Below are 24,391 nucleotides of genomic sequence, written 5' to 3'. Positions count from 1 at the left end.
CCCATCTTCAAGTAGCTTGGGTATATATCCCTTCTTAAAAAGCACTCAAATTACACGATATATCGCGCCAACGCGATATGCCGTGTTACCAAGTAGTTCACACCTTTATTTTTTCAATAAAATACAACAACTTAAATGCTCGAAATTCTGGCGTGATTATTGATATAGAGTAATTACTTAATTATGACCCTGTAGTAATTTATGAAGTTTGATATCAAAGAAGAGCACCTCATTATTAAGCCCTATAAATCTCAAACATCTGTATATGTAAGAGAGCAAAAAGGCTTTTATCAAAAAATACGCCGTTATATTAACTGGCTACTTATGTTGGCTTTTATTGCCATGCCTTTTGTGCAATTTAACGATCAACAAGCCGTTTTACTTGATGTAGTTAAACAAGAGTTTAGAATTTTTAACCTGACTTTCTGGCCTCAAGATTTTATTTTATTGGCTGGTATTCTTATGGTGGCAGCTTTTGCACTATTTTTTATCACCACTTGGCTCGGTCGAGTTTGGTGTGGCTATGTTTGCCCACAAACCGTTTGGACACTGGCCTATGTTTGGGTAGAGCACAGAATTGAGGGAACTCGCAACAAACGAATGGCTTTAGATAAAGCCCCTTGGACACTGAGTAAAGCTTACAAAAAGACACTAAAACATATTATTTGGCAGTTAATGTCGTTATTTACCGCGACAACCTTTATCTCCTATTTCGTTCCCGTGAGTGAACTATATAGCACTATGCTGACATTCGATTGGAGCGGTGCAGTGACTTTTTGGGTGTTATTTTTTGCCCTAGCTACATACGGTAATGCGGGCTGGATGAGAGAACATGTTTGTATTCATTTATGCCCTTACTCACGTTTTCAGTCGGCCATGTTTGATAAAAGCACTTTGTTGGTAGCCTATGATGCACAACGTGGTGAAAATAGAGCACCTCGTAAACGCAAAGATGATCCCAAAGCCCTTGGTCTAGGTGATTGTGTTGACTGTAATTTATGTGTTGATGTCTGCCCTGCAGGCATTGATATTCGTAATGGTATTCAATACGAGTGTATCAACTGTGGTCTATGTATTGATGCTTGTGACCAAACCATGGAAAAGTTTAACTACCCTAAAGGCCTGATTAAATATACCAGTGAACAACAGCTCGCCGGTAAAGAAAGCAGTCGCTTTAATTTAAAACTCGCTTCTTACGCAGGTTTAACGTTGATGTTTATCCTGTTATTAGGCATTTGGATAGATAGCAGAATTCCGCTAGAAGCTAATATCATTCGCGATAGAACTGCGCTGTACCGCGTTAATTATGAAGGCGTGGTTGAAAACACCTATACCTTAAAGATTCTGAACAAAACACAGCAACCCTTACATTTTGATATCAAGGTTGAGAACTTAAACGGCATAGAAATAAAACTCCCTAAAAATGTGCTAATAGGCGCAGGAGTTATGGAAGAAATTCCCGTGACCTTAGCTATAGATGGTTACAAGCTTGAGAAGAAAATCACCAACTTTGATTTCATCATTCAAGCGATTGAACAACCCAATATGTTAGTGCAAAAGAACACAGTTTTCTTTCGTAATTAACCCTAAAAATACTAAAAGCTACTTAGATAAGTAGCTTTTAGTAAGTAACTTTTAATTATCAACTTCACTCTTAAAGACAGGTGATGGCTTAGTCAGCCACTTGTCTAGGAGTAAGGAACTATATGAGCATTACAGCAACTGACTTTCATTTAAATGGTAGTGGGATAGTCACTAAAGAACCAGAGACACTCAACAAAATACCAGGTAACAGAGCTGTTTGGGTAGGTATCTTCGCCGAAATGACAGAGTTCGCTTTGTTTTTTCTGGTCTATTTCATTGCTAAAGCGCACTACCCTGAACAGTTTAATCAAGGACCATTAAAGCTAAATACTTTGGCTGGTACATTTAATACCTTCGCCCTGATCAGCAGCAGTTATTTTGTTGCCAAAGCATTGGCAGCGGTTCGGTTAAATGACCCTAAAAAGAGTATTACTTGGTTATGGCGAGCAGTGTTTTGTGGTTGTGTTTACTTGGTAATAAAAATTTGGGAATATCATTGGAATGTTGATCAAGGCATAACCACTAATACCAATAATTTTTATACCGTATATTACTATCTCACCTTTAATCACTTGCTTCATGTTACCTGGGCTAGCGGAAGTTTGTTATGGGCTATTCGCCAACTAAAAGCAGGTAATTATACTCAAAATAATCATCTTGGTTTTACTGCAATTGCTTGTTATTGGCATATGGTCGATCTCGCTTGGGTCATTATTTTCCCACTCTTGTATGTACTGCGATAAGGAATACTCATGCTAAAAAATAACTTCACACTCAACACATTAGATATTTCTTGGGTCTTGTTGATGATAATCACTTCTGCTAATGCCTTTGTTGCAGAAACAGCCGAGCCGAGCTTAGCCATTACTGCCATTATTTGTTGTTCTATAGCCTATAAAGGCAGGCGCATTATGGATTATTTTATGGAGCTTAATCATGCCAACGAAACTATTCAATTTTTTATGCGTAGTTACTTCCATGTGCTCCCTGCGCTCATTTTTCTTAGTGATTTATTTTCTGAGGAACTTGCTAGTTTAACAACTATTTAGCGGCAATTGAAAATGATGATACTGCCGCTATAAGCAAAAAGAATTAATTTAATAGCTGCTTATATTGAGTTGGACTAAGCCCTGACCAACGCTTAAAGGCTCGAGTAAAGTTTGCGGCATCTGAATAACCCAGCGCTAAAGCAACATCAAGTACCGATAACTGCACAGTGCTTAACATGGCTTGCGACTGTTTAAAAAGTACCTGTTCACTTAGTTCTCTATATGAACACCCTTCTTTTTTCAATAGTCGCTGCATGTGCCTAACATTTAAACCTATCAATTTAGCAATTTGTTGTGCACTAAGCGGTTGGTTTGCACATGATTGCGTCAGTAACTCCTTTATCACTTGGCTATTAACCGTTGTAATAACTGTTTGATTAACAACCTCTCCTGCAATTTTCCCCTTAGGCTTTATCACGGCACGGTTAAGTAATAACGATTTAGCAATGCATATGCCCGTAAAGGGTTTATTAATAAGAATTTGGCTATTATTAAAGGAAGCCGTATTTTTAGCACCTTTTAGTGTGTGAGTTTGCAGATGTACTTTCGGTGGAGCCCAAGCCGCTGAGGTAAAGCCACGCACGAGCTGAATCATTAAACTGATCACATGTTGCTCTATTGGCCAGTGACCTTTTTTAATACCTTGAGTACCTAAGCGGCAAAACCATATGAAATCACCATGTTCCATTAACCAAAAAGGCGGACAATTTGATTGTTGTCCCATATCACGAATAAAAGTGGTTAATGCTTGGTACAAGCTGTCCGCCTGCATCACTTTAGCGCCAAAAACACCAAAACTGTCAAGAGACAATTGTTCAGTAACTTGAAATCCTAAGTCTTCAATACCCTGACTATATGAAGCATGTTCGAGCAATGCCCAAAAGGGTGCTTCTGCAATCAAGTTTTCCTGATCGGAAAAATAATCAGCATGAAGATTCACTTGATTTAATAAACGGTCAAGCGGAGCTCCTACACTTTCAAGAAAGCTAATAAAGGGTTGTAAATGACTGGCTTTAACTACGGTAATTTCGGTGTTCAAAATTTACTTCCTGTAATTATTTTCTCACGACTAAAACATGGCTATCTAATAATCTAGCTTCCTTGTCGCAATATGACAAGAAAATTATTGAAAGTAAAATTATGATAAAGAAGATGTAAAAACGTTGAATATTATGAACTTTATCTCATTTAAAACGTATCTAACCAATGGAATATTTAACATTGTTTACTATGATTAATATTCCACAACACATTTAGCATGCCGTACTCATAACAAGCACACCTCCACAGTTATTAAAGGGACATATAATGAAATTAAAAAGCACCCTCATAAGTAAAGCAATCAGTAAGGTAGTTATTACTACCACGATTGCCGTATCACTGACTTCAACAGTTTTTGCTGAACAAGTCTTATTTGAAAATGTAAATATTTTTAATGGCACTGAAAACAAAATTTACAAAAATCATAACGTGCTCGTTGAAGATAACTTAATTAAAGCTATCTCTAAAAAATCAATTAAAGCAGAATCTGGTGCAACCGTTATCGATGGCAAAGGTAAAACCCTTATGCCAGGGCTGATTGAAGCTCACGCACATCTGATGCTAATGGGCCCAAGTCTTCCATTGATGGAATCCAATACAACATGGGAAGACTTTGCCATCCATGGTGCCGCTATGGCGAAAATGTACCTAATGCAAGGTTTTACCACATTACGTGATGCTGGTGGAGCAGGTGGTGGTATTCCAAGGGCTATTGATAAAGGTACGATTGTTGGGCCCCGTGTATATACTTCAGGCGCCTTTTTGGGTACTCGCGGTGGACACGCTGATTTCGCGAACTTTACCGCACCGGTAGGCCAGTCGACTAACTTCAGTCGTCTGAATATGGCGCAGGAAGTGGATAGTGTCGCCGACGTGCAAAAATTTGGCCGCAACAACTTCCGTATGGGTGCTACCCAACTTAAATATATGCAATCTGGTGGTGTCGTTTCAGCCTTTGACCCATGGCAGTTACTCGCAGGCTCTAATGCAGAGATCGAGGCAGCGGTTCAGGTTGCCAACGAATACGGCTCCTATGTCATGGCACATTCATACAGAAAAGAGGCCATGATGACTGCCCTTAACGCGGGTGTACGTTCTATTGAACATGGTTTTTCTTTTGATTGCGAAGTGGCTGATCTGATGAAGGAAAAAGGCGCTTTCATCACAACCAACTTAACCGCATTCGACCCAAATCTTTTGGATATCCCAGCGATTAAAAATGTTCCTGCAAGCTTGCGCAAGGCAAAATCCGCCTCGGCCACGTTTGCGGATTACATCCCTAATATGAAAAAATGTCCTGTCAAACGTGCCTTTCAGACTGACTGTGTCGGCGACGTAAAATCATGTAGCAAGCAAATTGCTTATGAAAAGCATCTTAATGGGAAGTTCTTTGACCCATACACTGCATTAGTCGTGATGACGTCGACTGGCGGTGAGCTTGTAGCATTATCAGGTGACTTTTCGAACCCGTACCCTGAAGGAAAACTTGGTGTAATCGAAAAAGGTGCTTATGCAGATATTTTGATTGTAGATGGCAACCCGCTTGAAGATTTTTCTGTCATGGGAACTTCGGAAGAATGGTTTACCGGCCCAGCACGCCCTGAAAGCCCTGAGACTATTCGAGTCATCATGAAAGATGGTGTTTTTTACAAAAATACACTTTAATCGTTTAAGTCGTTAATCAATTAACTAAAAGGTATTTTCTGTAAGGTAAATGCCTTTTTTATTGAGTGATTATCACTAAAAATGAACAGATAAACAGATAAACAGATAAACAGATAAACAGATAAACATCACACGGTATTAAATGGTCACCCCATACTTACCACTATACTAAAAGATTAGGTCATTATTATATTGAACTCAAGAAACAGGCTGCTCGTTTTCTTCAGTTAATAATGACTAGTTTTAATCTGGCAATACATACTGCTATTTAAATATAATTTTGTACGAAAACTAATTAAACTCAAGTAATATAATTACTTATATAAAAATAATGGAGTCACATGTTCTCTCATAAAAAATTATTAACCTTAGCTATTTCTGGTTTATTAGTTACGACAAATTCATTAGCTAAAGAAGATGACAAAGCAAACTTTGGCAGCTCAGATGCAGTAGGTAATAAAATTGCCAACGACAATAAAAAATCAAAACCAACGTTTAAAACCCAGTTAGAGCAACATGGTATTGAAATAGGTGCGGATTATTTCGCAACTTTCATGACTGCCAATAAAGCACTCCCCACTAAAGAAGACTCAGCCAGTAGTGGGCTCGTTAGGTTTTATGGCAGCTGGACAGCAATGTCTGATGAAAAGAATAACCGCGGCTCGTTAATTTGGAAAGTTGAACACCGTCATTCGTACACTGACAATACCGTTAAAGACTTTGAATTTGATGTGGGTGGTTTAGGATTAATAGGTCCAACGTTTAGTGATGAAGGTGCACGATTAACCAATCTTTATTGGAAGCAAGAATTTATGGATGGCAATGCTACCGTAGTAGGTGGTTTTTTAGATGTTACTGACTTTGTTGATTTATATGCCATGACAAGTCCATGGTCGGGCTTTATGAACTTTGCTTTTAGCACCGGTACAACAACGATAGCTTTGCCTGGAGATGCCACGTTAGGTATGGCAGGTGGCGTTATGTTATCTGACCAATATTACCTTATTGGAAGCTTTGCCGACATGAATTCAATTTCGTCAAAACCTTTTAAGGGCTTTGAATCATTTTTTAGTGATAACAAATATTTTAAAAGTGTCGAGTTTGGTTGGGCAAAATCAAGAGGTGAACTTTTTGTAGACAATATTCATGCAACTTTATGGCATTCCGACGAAAGTGAAATTCAGGGCTCTACTGAAGGTTATGGTATTAATTTTTCTGCCTCGCGTTTAATTAATAGCACGTGGTATCCCTTCATCAGAGCAGGTATTTCAGAAGATGCTGGCACACTGATGGAAAAATCGGTTAGTGCTGGTATTGGTTATTACGGTTTAGGTGGAGAATCAAACAATCTTGGTTTGGCTGTAAACTGGGGTGATATAAAAGGCAGTGATGATCAATACACCACCGAGCTATTTTACTTTATGCAAATCACATCAAATTTTGAGTTAACAGCCGATATTCAATATATAGCTAATCCGGCATTAAACTTAGCAGAAAAAAGTGCCTTGATTTATGGTTTAAGGTTACGTTTAGATATCTAATTCCTTAATATTGACAGATACTTGCATAGTAACAATAGGCTTTATTTTCAAATTATTACTCGCTTCTCAAAGCTAACTTTTACTTATTACCACCTAAAATAAATAGGGACGTGATGAAAATGAAAAATAAAAAATTTACCATGATCTGGAAATTTTTGACTATAGTCTTTTTCAATTTAAGTCTATTACCTATTATCCAAGCCGAAGAAGTTATACCCGGAGTTATAGAGGTCACAGAAGTGATTCCTGAAGTCATAGAACAGAAAATAGTTATTCACAATGTCACTTTTATTGATCCAAAAAAGCCAAATGAAAGCACAATTGCTAGTTTAGTTATCACCGATAAATTATTTGACTCAGTCACCCAAGATGATGTTGAAGTTAACCTTAGTGATATCATTTTTGATGCGCAAAGTGGTTTTATTTTAGGCACGCTAAAGTCAGGTGAAATTGCTAATTTCATGATTTTAGATGAAGACCCTCATAAAAATATTGAAGCCCTACTCGACACTAAAAAACATGTTTTACTTGCGATACGTGACGGCATAATTATCCGAAATAATTTAAAAACCGAAAGTAACATTTCATCGACAGCTCCCCCTAAAAAGAAAAAAACAAAACGTGCTGGTTGGATTGGCTACACCCCGCCACAGATTTTACTTCATTCAGTTTATACATCAGATAGTTGGAATGTGTATAGCAATGATTATTTCTCTACCCTTTTTGTAGGTGCAATCGCATTAGACAGACAAAAGTGGTTCTATCAAGATGCCGAGAGTGAGCTTCAAGTGGGTGATAATTCTTTGTTTGATGGCGGAGAAATACGCGCATTAAGGTTTGGCGTGGGCGGCGCATTAAAATTCGACTCACCTTGGATGTATACCATAGCAGGTGCCACTAATTCATTTGATAAAGGTTTTGATACCAATACATCAGATAATGTAACTTTTTTTGATTGGCGCCTTGATATACCTACTGCTTTTAATACAACCCTGAGTATTGGTAAACAAAAAGAACCTATCTCTATGGAAAGATTAATGGGTATGGTTTTTTTACCTAACCAAGAAAGAAGTGTTGTTTCAGATGCTTTATTACCCTCACGGAATGTTGGTATGGTACTCAGTGGTCGCAATGAAGCTAACACTGTTACCTGGGCGGGTGGTATTTTTAATGATTGGCTCGATGATGATGGTTCAATAGGTGAAAATTCAACACAATTTGTTGCTCGTTCAACATGGTTACCTTATGAATCTGAAGATGAGAGTGAACTCATTCATTTAGGTTTTGGTTACCGTTACAGTAATGGAAAAGAAGCAATGAGATTTGCTTCAAGTCCTGAATTTAATCTTTCGCCCAATTATATAGATACAGGGGCAATTGATGCAGAAAAAATGTCGACTTATAATTATGAAGCATCATGGCGCTCTGGTCCTTATTGGATATCAAGTGAGTATATAAATACAAATATTGATGCTCCATCACTCAACACTCCTTCACTATCGGGCTATCATGTCAGTGCTGCATGGGCAATAACGGGAGAGATGCGTGCGTATAATAAAAGAAGTGGTACTTTCTCCCCTCTTCCCGTAGCAAGAAGTGTAGAACAAAGTGGCTTGGGTGCTTGGGAGCTTACTTCTCGCTGGTCTGTTTTTGATGGTAATAATGGCGGTATAAGCGCAGGAAAAACTAAAATATTCTCTGTTGGGGTCTTTTGGTGGTTAACGGCCAAATTAAATTTGAGTTTCAATTATCGCCATATCGATTTAGATCGCTGCAGTTTTATTTCAAATAACTGCGACCTGCAAGGCACGAGTAGTGGTATGAATACCCGTATTTTATTACTACTATAATACCCCCGACTCTAACCGCAGGGTTGACTTAGAGTACTGTAGGGTTTTTATATTCACTTGATTTACAAGGTAAAAACAGCCACTTCAATACTCGTATAGTATTATTCCTGTAACAACTTTATTGCTTTAGTCGTTTCGACATGGCCTAAGCAGTCATATACTTAATCAACATACCAAAACACATGATAACCACTAAGTATCTTAAATAATTTATGGGTATTTTAAAGAGGCAGTGAGAGCCTAACCAAGCGCCAATCAATTGCCCTAACATCATGGTGATACCAACAAGCCAAATGACCTGCCCCGCAAATAGAAAAACAATTAAAGAAGCGATATTTGTAGAAAAGTTCAATGTTTTAGCAATTGCTGTTGCTTCAAGAAAATTCTGTCCACGTAAAGATCGGCCGGCAAGGGTGAAAAACGATCCTGTGCCCGGACCTAAAATTCCGTCGTAGCCACCTATGATAGGCACCACCATATTTTTATATCGGGAAGCTGATACTTTAGCGGACTTGTTTTTTTCATCAACCGTTGGCGTGATTAAAAAATAAATGCCAATAAAGCTAATCACCACAGGGATGATAAACGTCAATGCTTCGGTATTAATGAATTGAATGATGATAGTGCCAATTGTAGAGCCGATAAAAGCAGCTGGCATTAAATCTTTGACCTGATGCCACCTCACCCGTCGTTTGCGCAGCATCATCACGCTAGCAGTCCCTGCCCCCACGCATGATTGTAACTTATTGGTACCAAGTGCAATTAATGGCGGTATACCAGTCATCATTAATGCTGGTAACGTTAACAAACCACCACCGCCCGCTAAGGTATCGAGAAAACCTGCAATAATGGCGACGGTAAATAAAAACAATGCTATTTCAATAGTTAAGCCAGCAAACTCCAAGGTACTTCCTCTACACTTTAATAATAACGATACAATCGAGAGCCGAAGACTGTAAGCAAGTACTTGGTAATAAGCAATACATCAACATCAGAAATTAATAGGAACAACACTTAAACTAGCCATGAAAGGCAAAACGATAGCTAACTGTGGCACTATTTTAGCCCGGTATGTTAATAATAAAGTCAGTAATAAAACCGCTATAGTAAGTGCACCAAATAACAATGCTGGCCCAATAGACCAGCCAAATAGTTCAATACTTAAATAAGCGGTAAACATGAGTAAGAGCCAAGCTAATGGTCTAAAAAATCGTATCATAAGCTTAGGTACTGTTTGCGTTAAGACTTGCTCGCGATGTTTGTTCATCGCAAGGCAAAGAAGCACCATAGCTGGAAAGCATAAACAGATAAGTATTAACATTAACCATTCCCCTTACTTACTCGCTGCAACTGCAGTAGCTTTTCATTACCTACACTTTTATCTTGTTTAACCCTCTGCCTGCTCGTTTTTTTATCAACCGTTAGCGCTTTATATTTATAGGCCGAAAAAGCAAAACAACAGCCGACGCCCAACAATGTTAGATCAAAAGCAGCAAGCCCCCAATCCTGTTGCAGCAGACTATTAATGAGGTGTTTATCCGTGGTCAATATATTCACTAGCGGCAGCGCTATATAAACCAATGCAGCTAATTGTAATTGCTCATGCCATGCCTTATTAGCAGGGCGAAACGCCGGATAAACTAATAATAGCGCCCAGCTAATAAACATCACATTGGCTTCCCAGTTTACTCGGTCGGCCATATCAATAGGTAATAACCGATTAGCATAGAAATACATGGCGATAGCGATAGGTAAACCCACAATAGTACCGATATTGAGTTGCTCAACCAGTCGGTAACCAAAATCAGGTCCATTGGGTTTTTTCATTTGTTGAGGTTTACGTTTGGTTGTCCACAGAATTAACCCCGAGGCAATCATTGCGGTACCGATAAGACCCGTGAAAAAGTATATCCAACGGGCTATTGGCCCAGCAAACTGCCCTTCGTGCAAAGAAAAAAAGCCATTATGAATTATACCCGCTGCAGTATATTCTCTCGGAGTGTGCGTTATCATTTCTCCAGTAATTGCATTTACCAACACTTCATCATTAGGGTTATAGGTGATATCGGTTTCATGACGAACAAAGCGTACTTGGGCATTACTATCGTTTGCAGCAAATACCTCAATAGTGCTTAATTCGTCTGCCTGCCAGCTATTTTTTGCTTGTTGGTATAACACTGAGATATCAATCATTTTTGCTGGTTGATTAGTACTCTGTGCATGGGGAGTACGTGGGTATATTTCTTTACGCATTTCCCTGTATTCATCTTCATTAGTTTGTAAATTAGTACTTAGTGCCATGTAAGTAAAAAGGAAAAACAGTAAACCACTATAAGTGATCATAAAGTGAAACGGCAGGGCAATAACACTTAATACATTGTGAATATCTAACCAGCCAGGTAAACCTTTTTTCGCTCTAAAGGTAAAAAAATCAGTGAATATCTTTTTATGTATCACAACACCCGTAATAACCGCTAACAGCATCAACATGCTACAAAAACCAACAATCCAATAGCTGATTTTGGTAGATAAATAGTGTAAACGATAGTGCATTCTATACAGTAACCTACCGCCACCTGTGGCTCGACTTTCGACTTTTTCACCTGTTGCTATATCCACTACGCTTGATTCATATCGACCACGTTTTTTCCCAGCTTCTGGCGGGTGGCGCCAACCTACTCGCAGGTTTTGATTACGAGCAGTGGGTAAATCGATATCCCATTCATCAACATCCTGAGCATTTTTTTTCAGGTACGTTTGAGCAATATTAATGAGTTGTTCATTACTAATGTTATGCTCAATAAAAGGTCTTTCAGGTTCCATCCAACGGGTAATTTCTTGATAGAAATAACCGAGAGTGCCCGTTAAAAACATAAAAAATAAGATCCAGCCAACAATAAGACCAACCCAGGTATGAAACCACTTCATTGACTGTCTAAAGTTATCTTTCATCAGCTACTAACCCTCGTAAACTGCATTAATAACCAAGCCCCTACAACAAAGAAAACATTAGCTTTTATTAGGCATATCCAAGCCTTAGTGGCATTTGATACTGAAAATACCCACATGGCAGCGCAGGCATAGACGAGAAATGAGAACAATAAACCAATATGAATAGCTTGATATTTTCCGACGTTATTTAAGAGTAATTGACCAATAAAAAGAGAGCTAGATGTTGCTAAAGCATAACCACCAAAAATGGCAGCTAGCGATCTAGAGAAAACAGCCCAACGTGGGCTAGATAAATTGATGTTATTTAAGAGGTAAGACACTGAGATTCCATGCTTGCATCAGGCAAAGGTAATTTAAAAGAAAGAACTATACCCGTAATCATTAGAAGCCCCGTGATATTCCCTTTAATGATTACGGGTCAGGATATGATATCAGTAAACGTAATAAAAACCATTATCATTTACTTGCATTGTCTACTTTAAATTAACAAACAAACTTTTTATTGCTGTATGTACGATGCTTCATGCTACATTGACCTCAACATAGAATGTTCAGCAAGAGAAAAACGTGAAACTGCAAGAAAAAGAAGTACTATTATTCGATCTCGATGGCACCTTAGTAGACAGTGCCCCTGATCTTGATTTAGCCGTAAATAGAACCCTTAAAGATTTAAACAAAGCAACGTTCGACCAAGACACTATTCACCATTGGGTGGGTAATGGTGCCAAAGTGTTAATTGAGCGCGCATTATCAGGTTCAGCAATCATTGATAAAGAGTTAGATGAAACGCTAACTCAGGATGCGCTAACCATTTTTCTAGCGCATTACCAGCAGTGCTTATGTATTGAATCAGTATTATATGATGATGTACGAGAAGGGTTATTTTCCTTGAAATCGGCTGGCTTTCGCCTTGCTATTATTACCAATAAACCCGCTGTTTTCATTCAACCCATATTAACGGGCTTAGGTATTGATAACGTGTTTGAGTTATTAATTGGTGGTGATACGTTAGCGGAGAAGAAACCACATCCAGCTCCATTAAATTATGCCCTGAATCAGCTTAACGTTGTTGCTGAACAGTGTGTGATGATCGGAGATTCTAAAAACGATATCTTAGCAGCAAAAGCAGCCAACATAGATAGTGTTGGCTTAACTTACGGTTACAACTACGGTGAAGACATCAATCGATATGGCCCACAGTGGTGCTTTGATACTTTCAATGAACTACTAATTTCGTTAAAGCGTTAAAGGCTAATCTAACGATAAGCTATAGGTTTTTTGCTAACGCTATTGGATATTCCCGCTGCTTGGCTAACATCATTGCTCGTTCTGTTACTTCAATTTCGGAGCATTGTTGGCTTACAGGGAAGTAATGTTCTGTCAGATAACACCCTAATTCCGACGCCGCTATTAAACCGCAATCGACTAGGTTTTGTAATATTGCATCGCCTGCAGCTAATGCAGAGGATGCTTTAACGATTTCTGCGCGCGCATAGTGTTGGCCATAAAACGAAACATCGGCTGCACGTAAATCAGCATCTTCCCCTGGAATTTGCTGAGCACCGAATAATGGCTTTGCTGCGACTTCTGCCGAGCTAAAAGCCGAAATAAACTGAGCAATATGTTCGATAGATCCTAAGGTTCTATTATTCACCAATTGCTCAGGCCATTGCTTCTCAATCTTTTCAATAAAGCGTTGTGCTAATTGTGGCTGTGCACTTTCTAAAGAACTCGCGACTAACCCTTGGTCAAACAAGGTAATGTCTTGCGTCATGCCATGTAACTGAAAATAACCATCAGGGTAAGGTGTTAATTGAGCCATACCTTGAGGAGTGCCTCGCTCACCGTAGAAAACAATCTCAGGCCATAGTCCTTGGCATTGAGGCCAATGTGCGACATAAGCAGCTTTAAATTCCACCATACGTTTACGTTTGGCACTTACCATGTCATCAATTTCACCACTTTTAAAACCACAAGCATTAATAACATAGTCAAAGTGCTGGTGAATAATAGTTGGGCTTTGCTGGTGTTGAGGTAATGCTTGAGTGGATACTTGCCAACCTAAGCTATTTTCTTGCTGAACAATGGCAACAACTTGGTTATTTGATTGAAGATGACAACTGGGTAAACTCTCGATCGCTAAGCTCGCGATAGCGGCAAAGCGAAATGCAGACAAACCATACTCTTGCACTAGTAACACAGGAAATTTAAGACTTTCTAAATCAACATGTTGTGCAAAAGCGATTAACCAATCACTATCATTCTTAGCCGTTTTGGGTAAAGGTAAATCCAGTAAAGCATCGAGCTCAGACCGTGAATAAAACCTAAAATAATTTTCCGGTTCACCGAGCACCTTGTTACGACTATCTTGAGCCACAAGCTCACTATATTTAGCGCGTAACTTCTCTAAACGAGGTAATAAATCTTCAGGCTGGCCATTATCCGTTTTAGGCAAAGCAATAACCGTTGGTCGAATGTTGACACTTTGTGGATAAACTTTAACTGTGTCTATCGATTGCTTTAATAGCGTAAGACATTGCTCATCACAAATTTCGCGGTACAAGTTACCGCCGGCATGTAAATGACAAATAGGCGGCCCATTAACTAAGCTAGGACCTTTTTCTATTAGCGTGGTATCTAAACCTAATTCAGCAAAACGCAACGCAATAGTTGAGCCTGCAACTCCACCACCAATAATGGCAATTTTTGCATTTGAATTGAGTAATGGCTGATAAAAATCTGAGGTTTTATTCATAACGATTTTGAGAAAATACATTCATAGATGATATGTTACTTGGATGCGCACGATTTGCGTAGCGGTGGAGACTAAAAATGTTACACCAATGTGCTTTTATTTTTACGTTTCAGAAAATAGTAGCCAACAAAGCAAACTATTCTACGCTAGTCTTTAAACGTTGTTGGAGCTGATAACTTGCGATACAAACATTACACACGCAACTGACACCTTTTAGATGAGCTGGTACTTTTGCTAAAAGCGCCTCGGGAACTGGAGTATTCATACACCAACAACCACTGCCCGCTTTAACATCACAGCGATTATTTTTCTGGCATAAAGGACAAATACTGTCATCATTTTTATCAGTCATTTGTATTTAGCAAATTTTATTAAGTAAAAACTGTTAGTGGCGATTATGTTAACAGCTTTACTTGCATGGGTAAGCATATGTTTGTTTCAAGCATAAAAAAACGACCTAAAGGTCGTTTTTTATGCTTATTTGTTAGTTAATTCTACAAGAATAAATACAAAAGAAACTAAGCAGAAAAGTCATTTGCTTTTTTGTTACGGCTTTTAGCCATAAAACCTAAAGCTAATAACATTAATAATAATGTCGTTGGCTCTGGTACGCTAGTAGGACGATCAACATTAACTACACCATCAACTACATCGTTTGCACAAGACATCGCCCAACTAAATGCTAATTGTGAAGCATTTTGGAATGCATCAATACCGTTAACATTAAAGCTAAAGCTAATTTTATCCGTTTTACCGGTTTTCCAACCGTAATTATTTACAGACCAATCACCTTCGGTACTATTACCTTTAGTAGTACCTGCCATCACTTCACCTGTACCGGTATTGCTAGGTGAACCGTGATAGTCTTTCGAAGATAATGTAGAGTCGATTTCAGTCAGATTGCCTTTCTTATCCCAATGTTTAGTACGATATTTTGAGTTACTGTATAAGTTACTATCTCTATCTGATAAAACAAAAGCATAATCAAATGGGTTACTTTTACCTTTAGTACCGATAAGGAGATCACCTAACACAATTCTACTATTGCCAGCACTAGTTCTATTATTATAACCAACAAAATTGGTATAAATATCAACAGTAATTAAATCGTTATCCGCCCATTGAACATACATTTTCTTAATTTCATAAGCCCAACCACCATTGGCATCACCTTGTAAGTCACTAATAGTAGTATCAACGAGGAAATCAGCGGCAAGTACATTAGCAGATGAAAATAAAGCAGTTACTGCAAGAGTTTTAAATATTTTTTTAATTAAAGTCATAGTCTTATACGTTATCACTTTCAGATTGAAGAAATGGGAGAGGATGAGGTACTTATTTTAATACTCACCACCAATTGATTAGCTTTAAAGCAATTATTGTACCAACACTTAAAATTAACCGTATAGCAACATATCAGCCCTGTTAAGTTGATAAAACCATAGAGTAATATGCTCTATTGTAAAAAATCCTGACATGGTAAATTACAATTTTTATCTCTTCTTTTTAGATAAATGTTTATCAACTAAGTGACTAACAGTGTTACTATTTTAGCGTTTTATTTATTCCTATATTCCAAAACATTACTAATAATCTTTATCTATTTCGTAAAATTAAACGTGCTTTGTCGCCATATAGAAAATCATCATTAAATCGGTATCACATGAAAATTAAAAATAGCTTACGTGCATCCCTACTCTCATTCTTATTTATTTCCACTTCTACATTTGCTAACGAAAGTCTTGATGCCAATTATGAAGAAGCCTTAATTGCTTTCCAAAATGAAGAGTTTTCTAGTGCCGTTATTCATCTAAAAAATATTATTCAAGAAAATCCGACGCATATGCCATCTCGGGTTTTAATGGCACAAATATTAATCACTCAAGGCAATGGCTCTGCCGCGCAAATTGAGCTAGACCGGGCAAGAGATGGTAAAGTTGATAATGATCGATTAATTACGCTATACGGACAAGCTTACGTCCTACAAGGCAAGTATGACGAAGCATTAGCCGTGGCAAAGCTTGGTCAGCGTAACGAGCAAATTGAAAGTGAATTATTACTCATTAGAGGACAGGCTTATATTGGAAAAAAACAGTATAAGTTAGCTGATAAGGCTTTTATTTTGGCACTTAGCTTAAAACCTAAAGACCAGTTAGCCTTATTAGGTAGAGCTCAAATTGCTTTGCAAGTATCTGAGATTAATCAAGCACTAACCTATATTGATTTATCCCTTAGCAGTGTAAAGCCCTTTATTAATGGCTGGATTTTAAAATCAAAAATATTACATCGTTTAGATGACCGCCAAGGTGCATTACTTGCGATTGATGAAGCACTCAAGATTAATAATAAACACTTATCTGCTCGCTTAACTAAAGCTATGCTGCATATTGAACTACAAGAATATCAACAAGCAGTTCCTCATGTGGATTATATACTTAACGAAATTCCCAATGAGCCAAGAGCAGGTTATTTAAAAGCGATAATCAATGCTAGCTTATCCAGTAATGACAGTGGTACTTCAGACAATAATAAGTTAACTGAAGTCATTGCTACGTTAGCTGCAGTTCCACCTGAAGTTATGCGAAACACGCCAGATTATTATTTTTTAGCTGGATTAACTAATTTTCAATTTGGTAACTTAAATGATGCCCATCGCTACCTTAGCTATTACCTCAGTTATGTAGAATTTGATATAGATAGTGTGCGAATGTTGGCCAGTATTGAAATAGAGCAAGGTGATTTGAATTCAGCTCGACATTTATTAACTAAAACGAATGTCGCCCGTCCAGGAAATCCTGACATCCTAACCCTGTTAGGCTTAACTTATTTACAATTAGAAGACAGTGCCAAAGCACAATTTTATTTTGAAAAAGTAGTTGATAGCTACCCTCACTCAACAGTTAGCGTCAGTAACTTAGCACGCAGCAAAATGCAATCAGGTGACTATCAGTCAGCCATTGAGGTTTTATCTGCGGTTAAAGATAATGAACTTAATGGTACACAAATTAAACTACTGCTTATTGATTCATACCAAAACACCAAAAATTACTCCTCCGCCATTAATATCGCTAAAGCATTGATAGCCGAGTTCCCACAAAATAGTTTTTTCCAACAACGCCTTGGTATGCTCTATGGTTTAAACAGACAGCTTCCTGAAGCTAGGGCTGCATTTGAACAATCACTGAAATTAAACGATGCCAATATCATTGCTATAGTGCATTTAGCGCGTATGGATAATATTGCCGGTGACTTTGATAAAGCACTCAGTTTTTTACAAGCTAAGCTGGCAATATTTGATAAAAACATTCTTTTGATGACTGAAATATCTGACAGTTATTTATTCAAAAAGGATATTGATAATGCTTTACTTTGGATACAAAAATCTTATGCACAAAACCCCAATGATTTTTATGTGGTGTTAAAGTTAAGTCGTATTTTAGCAAAACAAAATAAGTTAGATGAAGCAGTTGATTTAGTTGATGAATTTATTGGAGCAAACCCCAAAAAGCCACAAGCTTTATTAACGATCTCTACCCTGTATCAACAACAAAATAAACATCAACAAGCGGTCTTAGCATTAAGAGATTATGTTGAAAAATCTCGTAAAAAAGCAAAACCACTTATCATTCTTGCTAAAGCACAGCTGAAAGCTAAAGATAATGCTGGCGCAATTAAGTCTTATAAAAAAGCCATGATCGCCGATGATAGATACTTGCCGGCTTACCTAGGTCTAGTCAACCTTACAATTAAAGATAAAAATAAAGGGTTTTCATTAAACCTAATTTCATCCATTGCCGATATCACCCAAAGTGAGAGCTTACCTTTGGTACTCAAAGGGGATTTATACCTCGCATTAGGTGACAATAAGCAGTCCATTAAATTTTATCGACGTGCTCTAGAAAAGTCAGATCAAAAACAAGCAGTCCTCGGTTTATACCGTAGTTACAAACAACAAGATAATCCGAGTAAAGCGATCAGGCCATTGAAGAAATGGTTAAAAAATTATCCTAATGACATGTTAGTGGCCATCGCCCTTGCTGATAGTTACAAAGCTAATCTCCAGATGCAAAAATCTGCTGACCAATACCAAGTATTAATTAAAAAATATGGGCCCTTACCTATTTTATTAAATAATGCTGCTAGCGTTGAATTTACTTTAGGTAATATTGACAAGGCTGAACAATATGCTCAGCAAGCCTATGATTATTTACCTGAAAACGTTGTAATTATTGATACACTTGCTTGGATTAAAAGTAGATTAGGTGAGCACAAACAAGCGATTGCACTGTTCCGTTTAGCACTCACTAAAGATTTTGATAACGCTGAAGTGAAGTACCACACTGCCGTGACATTGTTTGCCCTTTCAAGAAAAGTAGAAGCTAAGAAGTACTTAATTGAAGCGATAGATAGTGAGCAAGTTTTCCCTGAAAAAGCAGCAGCTAAAGCTCTTTTAAATAAATGGCAGAGTTAAAAAATCAGTAAAGTAAGTTTATTAAGTATAGAGGCGTTAAATTAGCTAATTTAATGCCTATAAAGAGCTAATTCTTTTTAGTGTAAAAATCAGTTTCAACTTATATTAAAATTTTTACTTCATCACACGGTCTTTTAGGTCAGAACCCATAAAACCGTAACCTAAATGAATAATAAAACTTACTCTGCTATTAATAAAAAAATATCAATATCACTTTTCTCACTACTATTGTTATTAACGAATAACGCCTTTGCCAACACCAGCATTAATGTGGGTCCAACACTCGGTGAACAAGCGCCCAAAATTTCGGTTTTGAATACTCAAGAGCAAGCAGTTAATATCAAAGAACTTAGTGGTGAGCAAGGTTTAATTATTTTGTTTTTTCGCTCTGCCGATTGGTGCCCTTTTTGTAAAAAACACCTAATAGAATTAAATGAACATGCTGAACAATTTACAAAGTTAGGTTACGGCTTAGCAGCTATTTCTTATGATAATCCTGATATTTTAAAAACGTTTGCTGAACAGAAAAGTATAAGTTACCCATTACTTTCTGACCAAAAAGTACAAACGATGCTGGCATATAGTATCGTTAACAATGAATATACTGCAGATAGTGATCATTACGGTATCCCTTACCCAGGTGTAGTGGTAATTGATAACAAAGGAAATGTGATTCATAAGCACTTTTTCAAAGGTTACAAAAAGCGCGTTAAATTTGCCGATCTTTATGAGCAACTAAAAAAGGGTTCGTAGACATTACTTACCCAGATTATTGATGCCCATTTTAGAGGCGATGGTTGACTGATAATAGTTGTATGAGTGGCGATTTTATTGATAAAGACCACTATCAACAAAAGCTTGAGTAACCTGCTGATATAGTTTTTCTATTGTCGGTCGTTCGGTAATATTTTCAAAAAGCGTAGTATGTACCTGCGCTTGTACTCGCTCCGTTTTATCAGATAACTGGTAGCACAAGTTAACAGGCTGCACGATCTCATCAAGTATCACATCAATCAGAATAAAGGCTTGTGCTAATACTATCTTTCCGCCACCTTTTTTTATGATCACTCGCTGAGCAGTACCAACAACCTTTTTACCATTCAAGTTAATATTATAATCACCATCACAGTAAGAAAACTCTGTGGCATGCGCTTGGCTAGTTAAGTTAAATTGACGAAAGAAAGCATGTAACACAGTGCATAAATTCTCATAGGCTTGGGTAATTGAATAAGGCGTATCATTTGACCAAAGATAGAGGTGAGATAAGTTAATTATACCCGGACATTGTGGTACAGGTGCTCCTCCTGTTTTACGAGCCTGTAAAAGCCACTTCTCAGCTGATAAACCCGCTTTAAGCTCGTCAGATTCTAGCCATTTCTTACCTGCTGGCAATACTAAAGTAGCTTCTTTGGCCTGCCATAACATTAAGCATTGTTTGAGTTCTTCTGCCTGTATTTGGGCAATAATCTGTGTCTCTTTTTCAAACACCTTAGCTACAGAAATTTTCTTGTATTTCAGTAATTTATTACCACTCATATTCACTTCTTATGCTGACATTCATGTTTGTTTTTATATTTTAAGCCCAAGCAGAATGATTCAACAAGCTAATTATCAGATATAACTCATCCTGCAGGTTACAATTTTTAACATAGTAAACATGACGGTCAGGAGGTTGTCATGACGTTTTACTGTAGCATAGACATTATCAACTTATGATGTAAGCAAGAAAAAACAAAGCATAATATTATTCGCATGTGGCATTACCTAAACTATAGTGACCCATAGTATCGCTTTAAACACATAATGCGCCTGCTACATAGCAAAATGGTAGTCTAGTTTTTTCATGCAATACCCCTAAAACCATTTTCTATACTGACCATAATGTATATAAAAATACAGTAATGCTAATTGTCATAAGTGACCCGCTAATCAACAATCTTAAGGATACAATATGAAGACGAATATTATTGCACTGACTGTCGCCGCAGCATTAATTCCGCTAATAGCTTTTGCTGGCAGTGAGCCTGCCAACGTTTCAGATAACGTAATTAAAAAGCAACGAGCTATGTTAGAAAATAATACTGTTAGTAAAGGTTATGGGCCGCAATCACCACGTGATTTATCAATGAAACAAGGTAATAACCCACGTATTTTTGGTCTAGCACCAGAATCTACTAACATGAATTTATGTAATATCCATATGCATAAAAATGCTGAGCATAAAGGTGGTGAGTTTACTAAATATGCTGGTAATGGCGATGGTACGGGTTATCAAACAGGTTTTGTTTATACCGGTAAATTAAGTAGCAAAGAAACTAAAAAAATTAATAAAGATATCTGCCCTAACCCACACGGCGGTTTATTCCCTGGTGATACTATCGAAGTACACTATGTTCACTCTACCGCACAAGCAGCGCCTGGCAACACTTTAGGCGCTTGTTTAGGTGAGTCGACTATCAATCCACAATTTCGTGTTGAGACCCAAGTATTTGTTGTTGTGAATGATAAAAATGCTTTAGATTTTGGTGAACTAACTAAGCACGGTATTAACAATGATAAACATCAAGCGCTTAACATTCCAAATAACACCGGTACACCGATTCAATACGCTGGCTCGACTACAGGCCCTAGTTACAATGAAAAAGGCTCTCCATTTCAAGTAACTTGGAGCGTTCGCCCACAAGTGGCGAAAGTAAATATAGAATCTGTTGGTCAGTGGTGTAAAGGTAATGCCTTTAAAGAAGATCACGCCCACGGTGTTAGAAACTTAGTCGTTAACCCAAGATTATTATCTGCAATGTAATACTTCATTAAATATAAATGATTGATAACGAAAAAAGCGGGAAATACAAAACTGTATTTCCCGCTTTTCATGTTTAATAAGTAACATTATTTCAGAATTTTGGCTTACATTCGTTCTATCCAGTCATTATAACCAAGGACGAACTTTTTCTTTATAGTCTGTAAACTCTTCTTTGAATAATATTGTTAGCGCTCTTTCTTCAGGAGCTATTTGAAAAAATTGAATATAAGCCACATACAACGGAATTAGAATAAGTCCCCACGCCGAGCCTAAAAAGCTTGCCCAAGCCAATAAAAAAGCAACAAAGCCTACATACATGGGATTACGGGTAACTTGATAAATACCTGATGTTACTAAAGAGCTTGCTGTATTAGGTTTTAGCGGGTTCACCGTTGTTTTAGCCATTCGAAAAGATATAACTCCTGCAAGATCAAAGAAAACACCGATAGAAATAAAACCAACAACCAGAGCTATTTTTACTGTATTTGTTAATAAGATAACGGGCGTTACTGTACTTAACCCCCACATCAATAGCGCAACCAGTAAGCCTACTAAAGGCGGCGGTATTTTATTTTCTAAAATTTTCATTATTATCCTTAACCGATATTTATCAAAGACATTACAAATCCAAGCAATTTGAACATGTATGTCGTTTCGATATTATACTATACCCAAACTACCTGAAGATGCAGGTTTCAGCTGGAATTAGAAATACTTTAGGCAAGGCATTGATTGAAGAGAATAGTTATTCTATTGTCGAAATCAATAACGTAGCATAAAGCGTTTCTAAACCAGCCCTGCGGGGACAGTTGAGCAAACCATGTTCTTCGTTACCTCCTTTTTTAAGGGAATAACCCTTAATAAAAAGAGGCGCCTTGATCATGAATCGCCCAAGCGTCCTGAAACACGCATATTCAAGTGGCTTGGGTATATATCTTGTAAACGAGTGACTGCCAGCTCAGGTGAAATGCCATGTGAACACTCAGCTTCAGTTATTGCAGTAACTACAGCAATACTTTCTACGCCTGTTTCGATAACTTCTCTTGCCCGTTCTAGATTAATACCACCAATAGCAACCACTGGGATTTTATGCTTATTATCTGGACGTAAAGATAATACCTGTCTCAAGTTATCAATGCCTTGAATTTGTCCGGTCATATCTTTAGTTTTCGTTGGAAAAATTGCGCCAATGGCTAAGTATGACGGCTGTAATCGCTGTGCCGATAAGAATTCATAACAACCATGGGTGCTGATACCTAAACGTATCCCCGATTGCTGAATGGCCGTTAAGTCTGCATCTTGCAAGTCTTCTTGACCAATGTGAACACCATAAGCACCGTGCTTAATAGCCAGTTGCCAATAATCATTAATAAACAAACGCGTATCAAATTCTTTCGCCTGCGCTACTGCTTCAATAATTACGTGTTCTAATTCACTTTCTGCTAAGTTTTTCACGCGTAGTTGAATAATTTCTAAACCTAAGGGTAGTAACCGCTTTAGCCAATATAATGAATCAATGACAGGGTAAAGGCCTAGTTTTTTTCCGGCTAAGTTTAATGAATTAAATGCTGATAAATCTTGGTATTTAACACTTAGTTCATCAACTATTTTAGGGAAAAATTTAGTATGCCATGGCCAACCTTGCTGTTCAAATGCACCGTAATATTGATGACCGAATGATTCACTTACTCGCTCGCTAGCGCTCAATCCTTGACTGATAAATGCCTTTGCTAAGGTAAAAGCATCACGTACTAAATAACCTTGGGCAAAAAAAGCGGATAATGCTGTAGCAAAACTACAACCACCACCGTGGCTATAATGACTTTCAATACGCTGGGCGCTTAACTGATAGCTAATCGCTGTTAGGGTTTTATCTTGATTGTCTTGCTTGCCATGTAGCTGATTTAATTGATGGTAACAGTAATCACTACTGCTTTGTTCATCCCGGCTGTGGCCACCTTTAATGATAATAGAGGTGATGCCAAAATCGTAATGGATTTTTTTAGCCAGTATTTCGACAGCTGTTTCATTGGCATCACTTTTATCACAAAAATCAGCTAATCTGGCTAAGCTTTTCGCTTCCATCGAATTAGGCGTGAGCACATCCACTTGCTGTAATAAGGGGGTAAGCTGCTCTAGCGTGGTCGTACTGAAACTACCACCAACACTGGCTTGACCAACAGGATCATAAACGCTAATTACGTTGGGCATGACTTGTTTAGTGTGCTTAAGTAACTGAGCTAACCACTGTACTTGCGCTACGTTAGCCACTAAACCAATTTTGATGACCGATGGAGGTTTGTCTTCCAATAATATCGCTGCTTGTTGCTGCAATATCTCAACCGAAATAGCATTTACCGAGAGAAGTCGATGCGAGTTCTGTACAGTATTCGCGGTGATCAGGTGACAAACTTCCACCCCTAAACCATGACCCGTTTTAATATCCGCAGCAACACCCGCACCACCAGAGCAATCACTACCAGAAATAGTCCAAATTATCGGCTTTTTCTTATTCATATTCATACCAATCATGTTAGCCATCAATATCACTATTTTCACTGAGTTTAAAATTAAATAATTTAGAACTGAGTTAGACGGCTTGCAGCTGTAGTGTTCAATTACAAGGAAATAGCACGGAGTTGACGTTAGTCAATGAGTACTTTTGACGCCTTAATTGGAC

General features: G+C 37.8%; 21 protein-coding genes. 10 read left to right on the top strand and 11 right to left on the bottom strand.

Features of this window, described 5'->3' with window-relative positions; all coding sequences use genetic code 11:
* Positions 1 to 201 precede the first annotated feature (201 nt).
* From ccoG to ESZ36_RS15875, 3 genes are all read left to right on the top strand, one after another.
* Complete coding sequence (ccoG, locus tag ESZ36_RS15885) at positions 202 to 1,584, top strand: cytochrome c oxidase accessory protein CcoG (RefSeq protein WP_146789677.1); 1,383 nt, start codon at positions 202 to 204, stop codon at positions 1,582 to 1,584.
* A 122-nt stretch (positions 1,585 to 1,706) separates the two neighbouring features.
* A complete protein-coding gene (locus ESZ36_RS15880; protein ID WP_146789675.1) occupies positions 1,707 to 2,327 on the top strand; it encodes a cytochrome c oxidase subunit 3 family protein in 621 nt (206 codons plus the stop codon).
* Between the two features lie 9 nt (positions 2,328 to 2,336).
* A complete protein-coding gene (locus tag ESZ36_RS15875) occupies positions 2,337 to 2,633 on the top strand; it encodes a cytochrome C oxidase subunit IV family protein (protein WP_146789673.1) in 297 nt (98 codons plus the stop codon).
* A gap of 43 nt (positions 2,634 to 2,676) precedes the next feature.
* On the opposite strand, the gene ESZ36_RS15870 is transcribed toward ESZ36_RS15875, so the two are convergent.
* Positions 2,677 to 3,672 carry an AraC family transcriptional regulator gene (locus tag ESZ36_RS15870; protein WP_146789671.1) on the bottom strand — a complete coding sequence of 332 codons (996 nt, stop codon included), beginning with the start codon at positions 3,670 to 3,672 and terminating at the stop codon, positions 2,677 to 2,679.
* Between the two features lie 269 nt (positions 3,673 to 3,941).
* On the opposite strand from ESZ36_RS15870, the gene ESZ36_RS15865 reads away from it, so the two are divergent.
* From ESZ36_RS15865 to ESZ36_RS15855, 3 genes are all read left to right on the top strand, one after another.
* Positions 3,942 to 5,339 carry a metal-dependent hydrolase family protein gene (locus tag ESZ36_RS15865; RefSeq protein ID WP_146789669.1) on the top strand — a complete coding sequence of 466 codons (1,398 nt, stop codon included), beginning with the start codon at positions 3,942 to 3,944 and terminating at the stop codon, positions 5,337 to 5,339.
* A gap of 341 nt (positions 5,340 to 5,680) precedes the next feature.
* Positions 5,681 to 6,880 carry a carbohydrate porin gene (locus ESZ36_RS15860; RefSeq protein WP_146789666.1) on the top strand — a complete coding sequence of 400 codons (1,200 nt, stop codon included), beginning with the start codon at positions 5,681 to 5,683 and terminating at the stop codon, positions 6,878 to 6,880.
* A 119-nt stretch (positions 6,881 to 6,999) separates the two neighbouring features.
* Positions 7,000 to 8,730, top strand: coding sequence for an OprO/OprP family phosphate-selective porin (locus ESZ36_RS15855; protein WP_170235860.1), 1,731 nt, complete (start codon positions 7,000 to 7,002; stop codon positions 8,728 to 8,730).
* A gap of 145 nt (positions 8,731 to 8,875) precedes the next feature.
* Here the strand turns inward: ESZ36_RS15855 and ESZ36_RS15850 are convergent, their stop codons facing one another.
* From ESZ36_RS15850 to ESZ36_RS15835, 4 genes are all read right to left on the bottom strand, one after another.
* Positions 8,876 to 9,634, bottom strand: a complete 759-nt coding sequence (locus tag ESZ36_RS15850) for a TSUP family transporter (RefSeq protein WP_146789663.1) — start codon at positions 9,632 to 9,634, stop codon at positions 8,876 to 8,878.
* A gap of 87 nt (positions 9,635 to 9,721) precedes the next feature.
* Positions 9,722 to 10,051, bottom strand: coding sequence for a DUF3325 domain-containing protein (locus ESZ36_RS15845; protein WP_146789661.1), 330 nt, complete (start codon positions 10,049 to 10,051; stop codon positions 9,722 to 9,724).
* On the bottom strand, positions 10,051 to 11,682 hold the full coding sequence (locus ESZ36_RS15840; protein ID WP_146789659.1) for a PepSY-associated TM helix domain-containing protein: 1,632 nt from the start codon (positions 11,680 to 11,682) through the stop codon (positions 10,051 to 10,053). The genes ESZ36_RS15845 and ESZ36_RS15840 overlap by 1 nt, the downstream gene beginning before the upstream one ends.
* Positions 11,682 to 12,002 carry a hypothetical protein gene (locus ESZ36_RS15835; RefSeq protein WP_211357800.1) on the bottom strand — a complete coding sequence of 107 codons (321 nt, stop codon included), beginning with the start codon at positions 12,000 to 12,002 and terminating at the stop codon, positions 11,682 to 11,684. Before ESZ36_RS15835 ends, ESZ36_RS15840 begins: the two co-directional genes overlap by 1 nt.
* Before the next feature lie 247 nt (positions 12,003 to 12,249).
* On the opposite strand from ESZ36_RS15835, the gene ESZ36_RS15830 reads away from it, so the two are divergent.
* Positions 12,250 to 12,930 carry a phosphoglycolate phosphatase gene (locus ESZ36_RS15830; RefSeq protein WP_146789657.1) on the top strand — a complete coding sequence of 227 codons (681 nt, stop codon included), beginning with the start codon at positions 12,250 to 12,252 and terminating at the stop codon, positions 12,928 to 12,930.
* Between the two features lie 19 nt (positions 12,931 to 12,949).
* Here ESZ36_RS15830 and ESZ36_RS15825 read toward each other — a convergent pair whose 3' ends face one another.
* From ESZ36_RS15825 to ESZ36_RS15815, 3 genes are all read right to left on the bottom strand, one after another.
* The gene (locus tag ESZ36_RS15825; RefSeq protein ID WP_146789655.1) at positions 12,950 to 14,437 is read right to left on the bottom strand and encodes an FAD-dependent oxidoreductase; all 1,488 of its coding nucleotides are present in this window, start codon (positions 14,435 to 14,437) and stop codon (positions 12,950 to 12,952) included.
* Positions 14,438 to 14,573: 136 nt separating this feature from the next.
* On the bottom strand, positions 14,574 to 14,789 hold the full coding sequence (locus ESZ36_RS15820; protein ID WP_146789653.1) for a cysteine-rich CWC family protein: 216 nt from the start codon (positions 14,787 to 14,789) through the stop codon (positions 14,574 to 14,576).
* Between the two features lie 166 nt (positions 14,790 to 14,955).
* The gene (locus ESZ36_RS15815) at positions 14,956 to 15,720 is read right to left on the bottom strand and encodes a PEP-CTERM sorting domain-containing protein (protein WP_146789651.1); all 765 of its coding nucleotides are present in this window, start codon (positions 15,718 to 15,720) and stop codon (positions 14,956 to 14,958) included.
* Positions 15,721 to 16,100: 380 nt separating this feature from the next.
* On the opposite strand from ESZ36_RS15815, the gene prsT reads away from it, so the two are divergent.
* Together prsT and ESZ36_RS15805 are read left to right on the top strand one after the other, a co-directional pair.
* The gene (gene prsT, locus ESZ36_RS15810; RefSeq protein ID WP_146789649.1) at positions 16,101 to 18,908 is read left to right on the top strand and encodes an XrtA/PEP-CTERM system TPR-repeat protein PrsT; all 2,808 of its coding nucleotides are present in this window, start codon (positions 16,101 to 16,103) and stop codon (positions 18,906 to 18,908) included.
* A gap of 165 nt (positions 18,909 to 19,073) precedes the next feature.
* Positions 19,074 to 19,661 carry a peroxiredoxin family protein gene (locus tag ESZ36_RS15805; RefSeq protein ID WP_146789647.1) on the top strand — a complete coding sequence of 196 codons (588 nt, stop codon included), beginning with the start codon at positions 19,074 to 19,076 and terminating at the stop codon, positions 19,659 to 19,661.
* A 75-nt stretch (positions 19,662 to 19,736) separates the two neighbouring features.
* Here ESZ36_RS15805 and ESZ36_RS15800 read toward each other — a convergent pair whose 3' ends face one another.
* Positions 19,737 to 20,444 carry a lipoate--protein ligase family protein gene (locus ESZ36_RS15800; RefSeq protein ID WP_146789645.1) on the bottom strand — a complete coding sequence of 236 codons (708 nt, stop codon included), beginning with the start codon at positions 20,442 to 20,444 and terminating at the stop codon, positions 19,737 to 19,739.
* A 415-nt stretch (positions 20,445 to 20,859) separates the two neighbouring features.
* On the opposite strand from ESZ36_RS15800, the gene ESZ36_RS15795 reads away from it, so the two are divergent.
* A complete protein-coding gene (locus tag ESZ36_RS15795; protein ID WP_146789643.1) occupies positions 20,860 to 21,711 on the top strand; it encodes a delta-class carbonic anhydrase in 852 nt (283 codons plus the stop codon).
* A gap of 126 nt (positions 21,712 to 21,837) precedes the next feature.
* On the opposite strand, the gene ESZ36_RS15790 is transcribed toward ESZ36_RS15795, so the two are convergent.
* Entirely contained in the window at positions 21,838 to 22,299 is a 462-nt protein-coding gene (locus ESZ36_RS15790; protein ID WP_146789641.1) for a methyltransferase family protein, read from the bottom strand.
* A gap of 291 nt (positions 22,300 to 22,590) precedes the next feature.
* Positions 22,591 to 24,228 carry a thiamine phosphate synthase gene (gene thiE / locus ESZ36_RS15780; RefSeq protein WP_146789639.1) on the bottom strand — a complete coding sequence of 546 codons (1,638 nt, stop codon included), beginning with the start codon at positions 24,226 to 24,228 and terminating at the stop codon, positions 22,591 to 22,593.
* Positions 24,229 to 24,391 lie beyond the last annotated feature (163 nt).

It is taken from the genome of Colwellia demingiae (assembly GCF_007954275.1).
Classification (GTDB): Bacteria; Pseudomonadota; Gammaproteobacteria; order Enterobacterales; family Alteromonadaceae; genus Colwellia; species Colwellia demingiae.
Note: the sequence above shows the minus strand (reverse complement) of the source record. Positions and strands in the feature narration are given on the sequence as shown.

Bases quoted from the DNA above. Each gene is read 5' to 3' on its own strand.
- thiE (WP_146789639.1), bottom strand. From the start codon at position 24,228: ATGAATAAGAAAAAGCCGATAATTTGGACTATTTCTGGTAGTGATTGC.
- ESZ36_RS15855 (WP_170235860.1), top strand. From the start codon at position 7,000: ATGAAAAATAAAAAATTTACCATGATCTGGAAATTTTTGACTATAGTC.
- ccoG (WP_146789677.1), top strand. From the start codon at position 202: ATGAAGTTTGATATCAAAGAAGAGCACCTCATTATTAAGCCCTATAAA.
- ESZ36_RS15865 (WP_146789669.1), top strand. From the start codon at position 3,942: ATGAAATTAAAAAGCACCCTCATAAGTAAAGCAATCAGTAAGGTAGTT.
- ESZ36_RS15845 (WP_146789661.1), bottom strand. From the start codon at position 10,051: ATGTTAATACTTATCTGTTTATGCTTTCCAGCTATGGTGCTTCTTTGC.
- ESZ36_RS15790 (WP_146789641.1), bottom strand. From the start codon at position 22,299: ATGAAAATTTTAGAAAATAAAATACCGCCGCCTTTAGTAGGCTTACTG.
- ESZ36_RS15820 (WP_146789653.1), bottom strand. From the start codon at position 14,789: ATGACTGATAAAAATGATGACAGTATTTGTCCTTTATGCCAGAAAAAT.
- ESZ36_RS15805 (WP_146789647.1), top strand. From the start codon at position 19,074: ATGAATAATAAAACTTACTCTGCTATTAATAAAAAAATATCAATATCA.
- ESZ36_RS15840 (WP_146789659.1), bottom strand. From the start codon at position 11,682: ATGAAAGATAACTTTAGACAGTCAATGAAGTGGTTTCATACCTGGGTT.
- ESZ36_RS15860 (WP_146789666.1), top strand. From the start codon at position 5,681: ATGTTCTCTCATAAAAAATTATTAACCTTAGCTATTTCTGGTTTATTA.
- prsT (WP_146789649.1), top strand. From the start codon at position 16,101: ATGAAAATTAAAAATAGCTTACGTGCATCCCTACTCTCATTCTTATTT.
- ESZ36_RS15795 (WP_146789643.1), top strand. From the start codon at position 20,860: ATGAAGACGAATATTATTGCACTGACTGTCGCCGCAGCATTAATTCCG.
- ESZ36_RS15875 (WP_146789673.1), top strand. From the start codon at position 2,337: ATGCTAAAAAATAACTTCACACTCAACACATTAGATATTTCTTGGGTC.
- ESZ36_RS15815 (WP_146789651.1), bottom strand. From the start codon at position 15,720: ATGACTTTAATTAAAAAAATATTTAAAACTCTTGCAGTAACTGCTTTA.
- ESZ36_RS15800 (WP_146789645.1), bottom strand. From the start codon at position 20,444: ATGAGTGGTAATAAATTACTGAAATACAAGAAAATTTCTGTAGCTAAG.
- ESZ36_RS15825 (WP_146789655.1), bottom strand. From the start codon at position 14,437: ATGAATAAAACCTCAGATTTTTATCAGCCATTACTCAATTCAAATGCA.
- ESZ36_RS15880 (WP_146789675.1), top strand. From the start codon at position 1,707: ATGAGCATTACAGCAACTGACTTTCATTTAAATGGTAGTGGGATAGTC.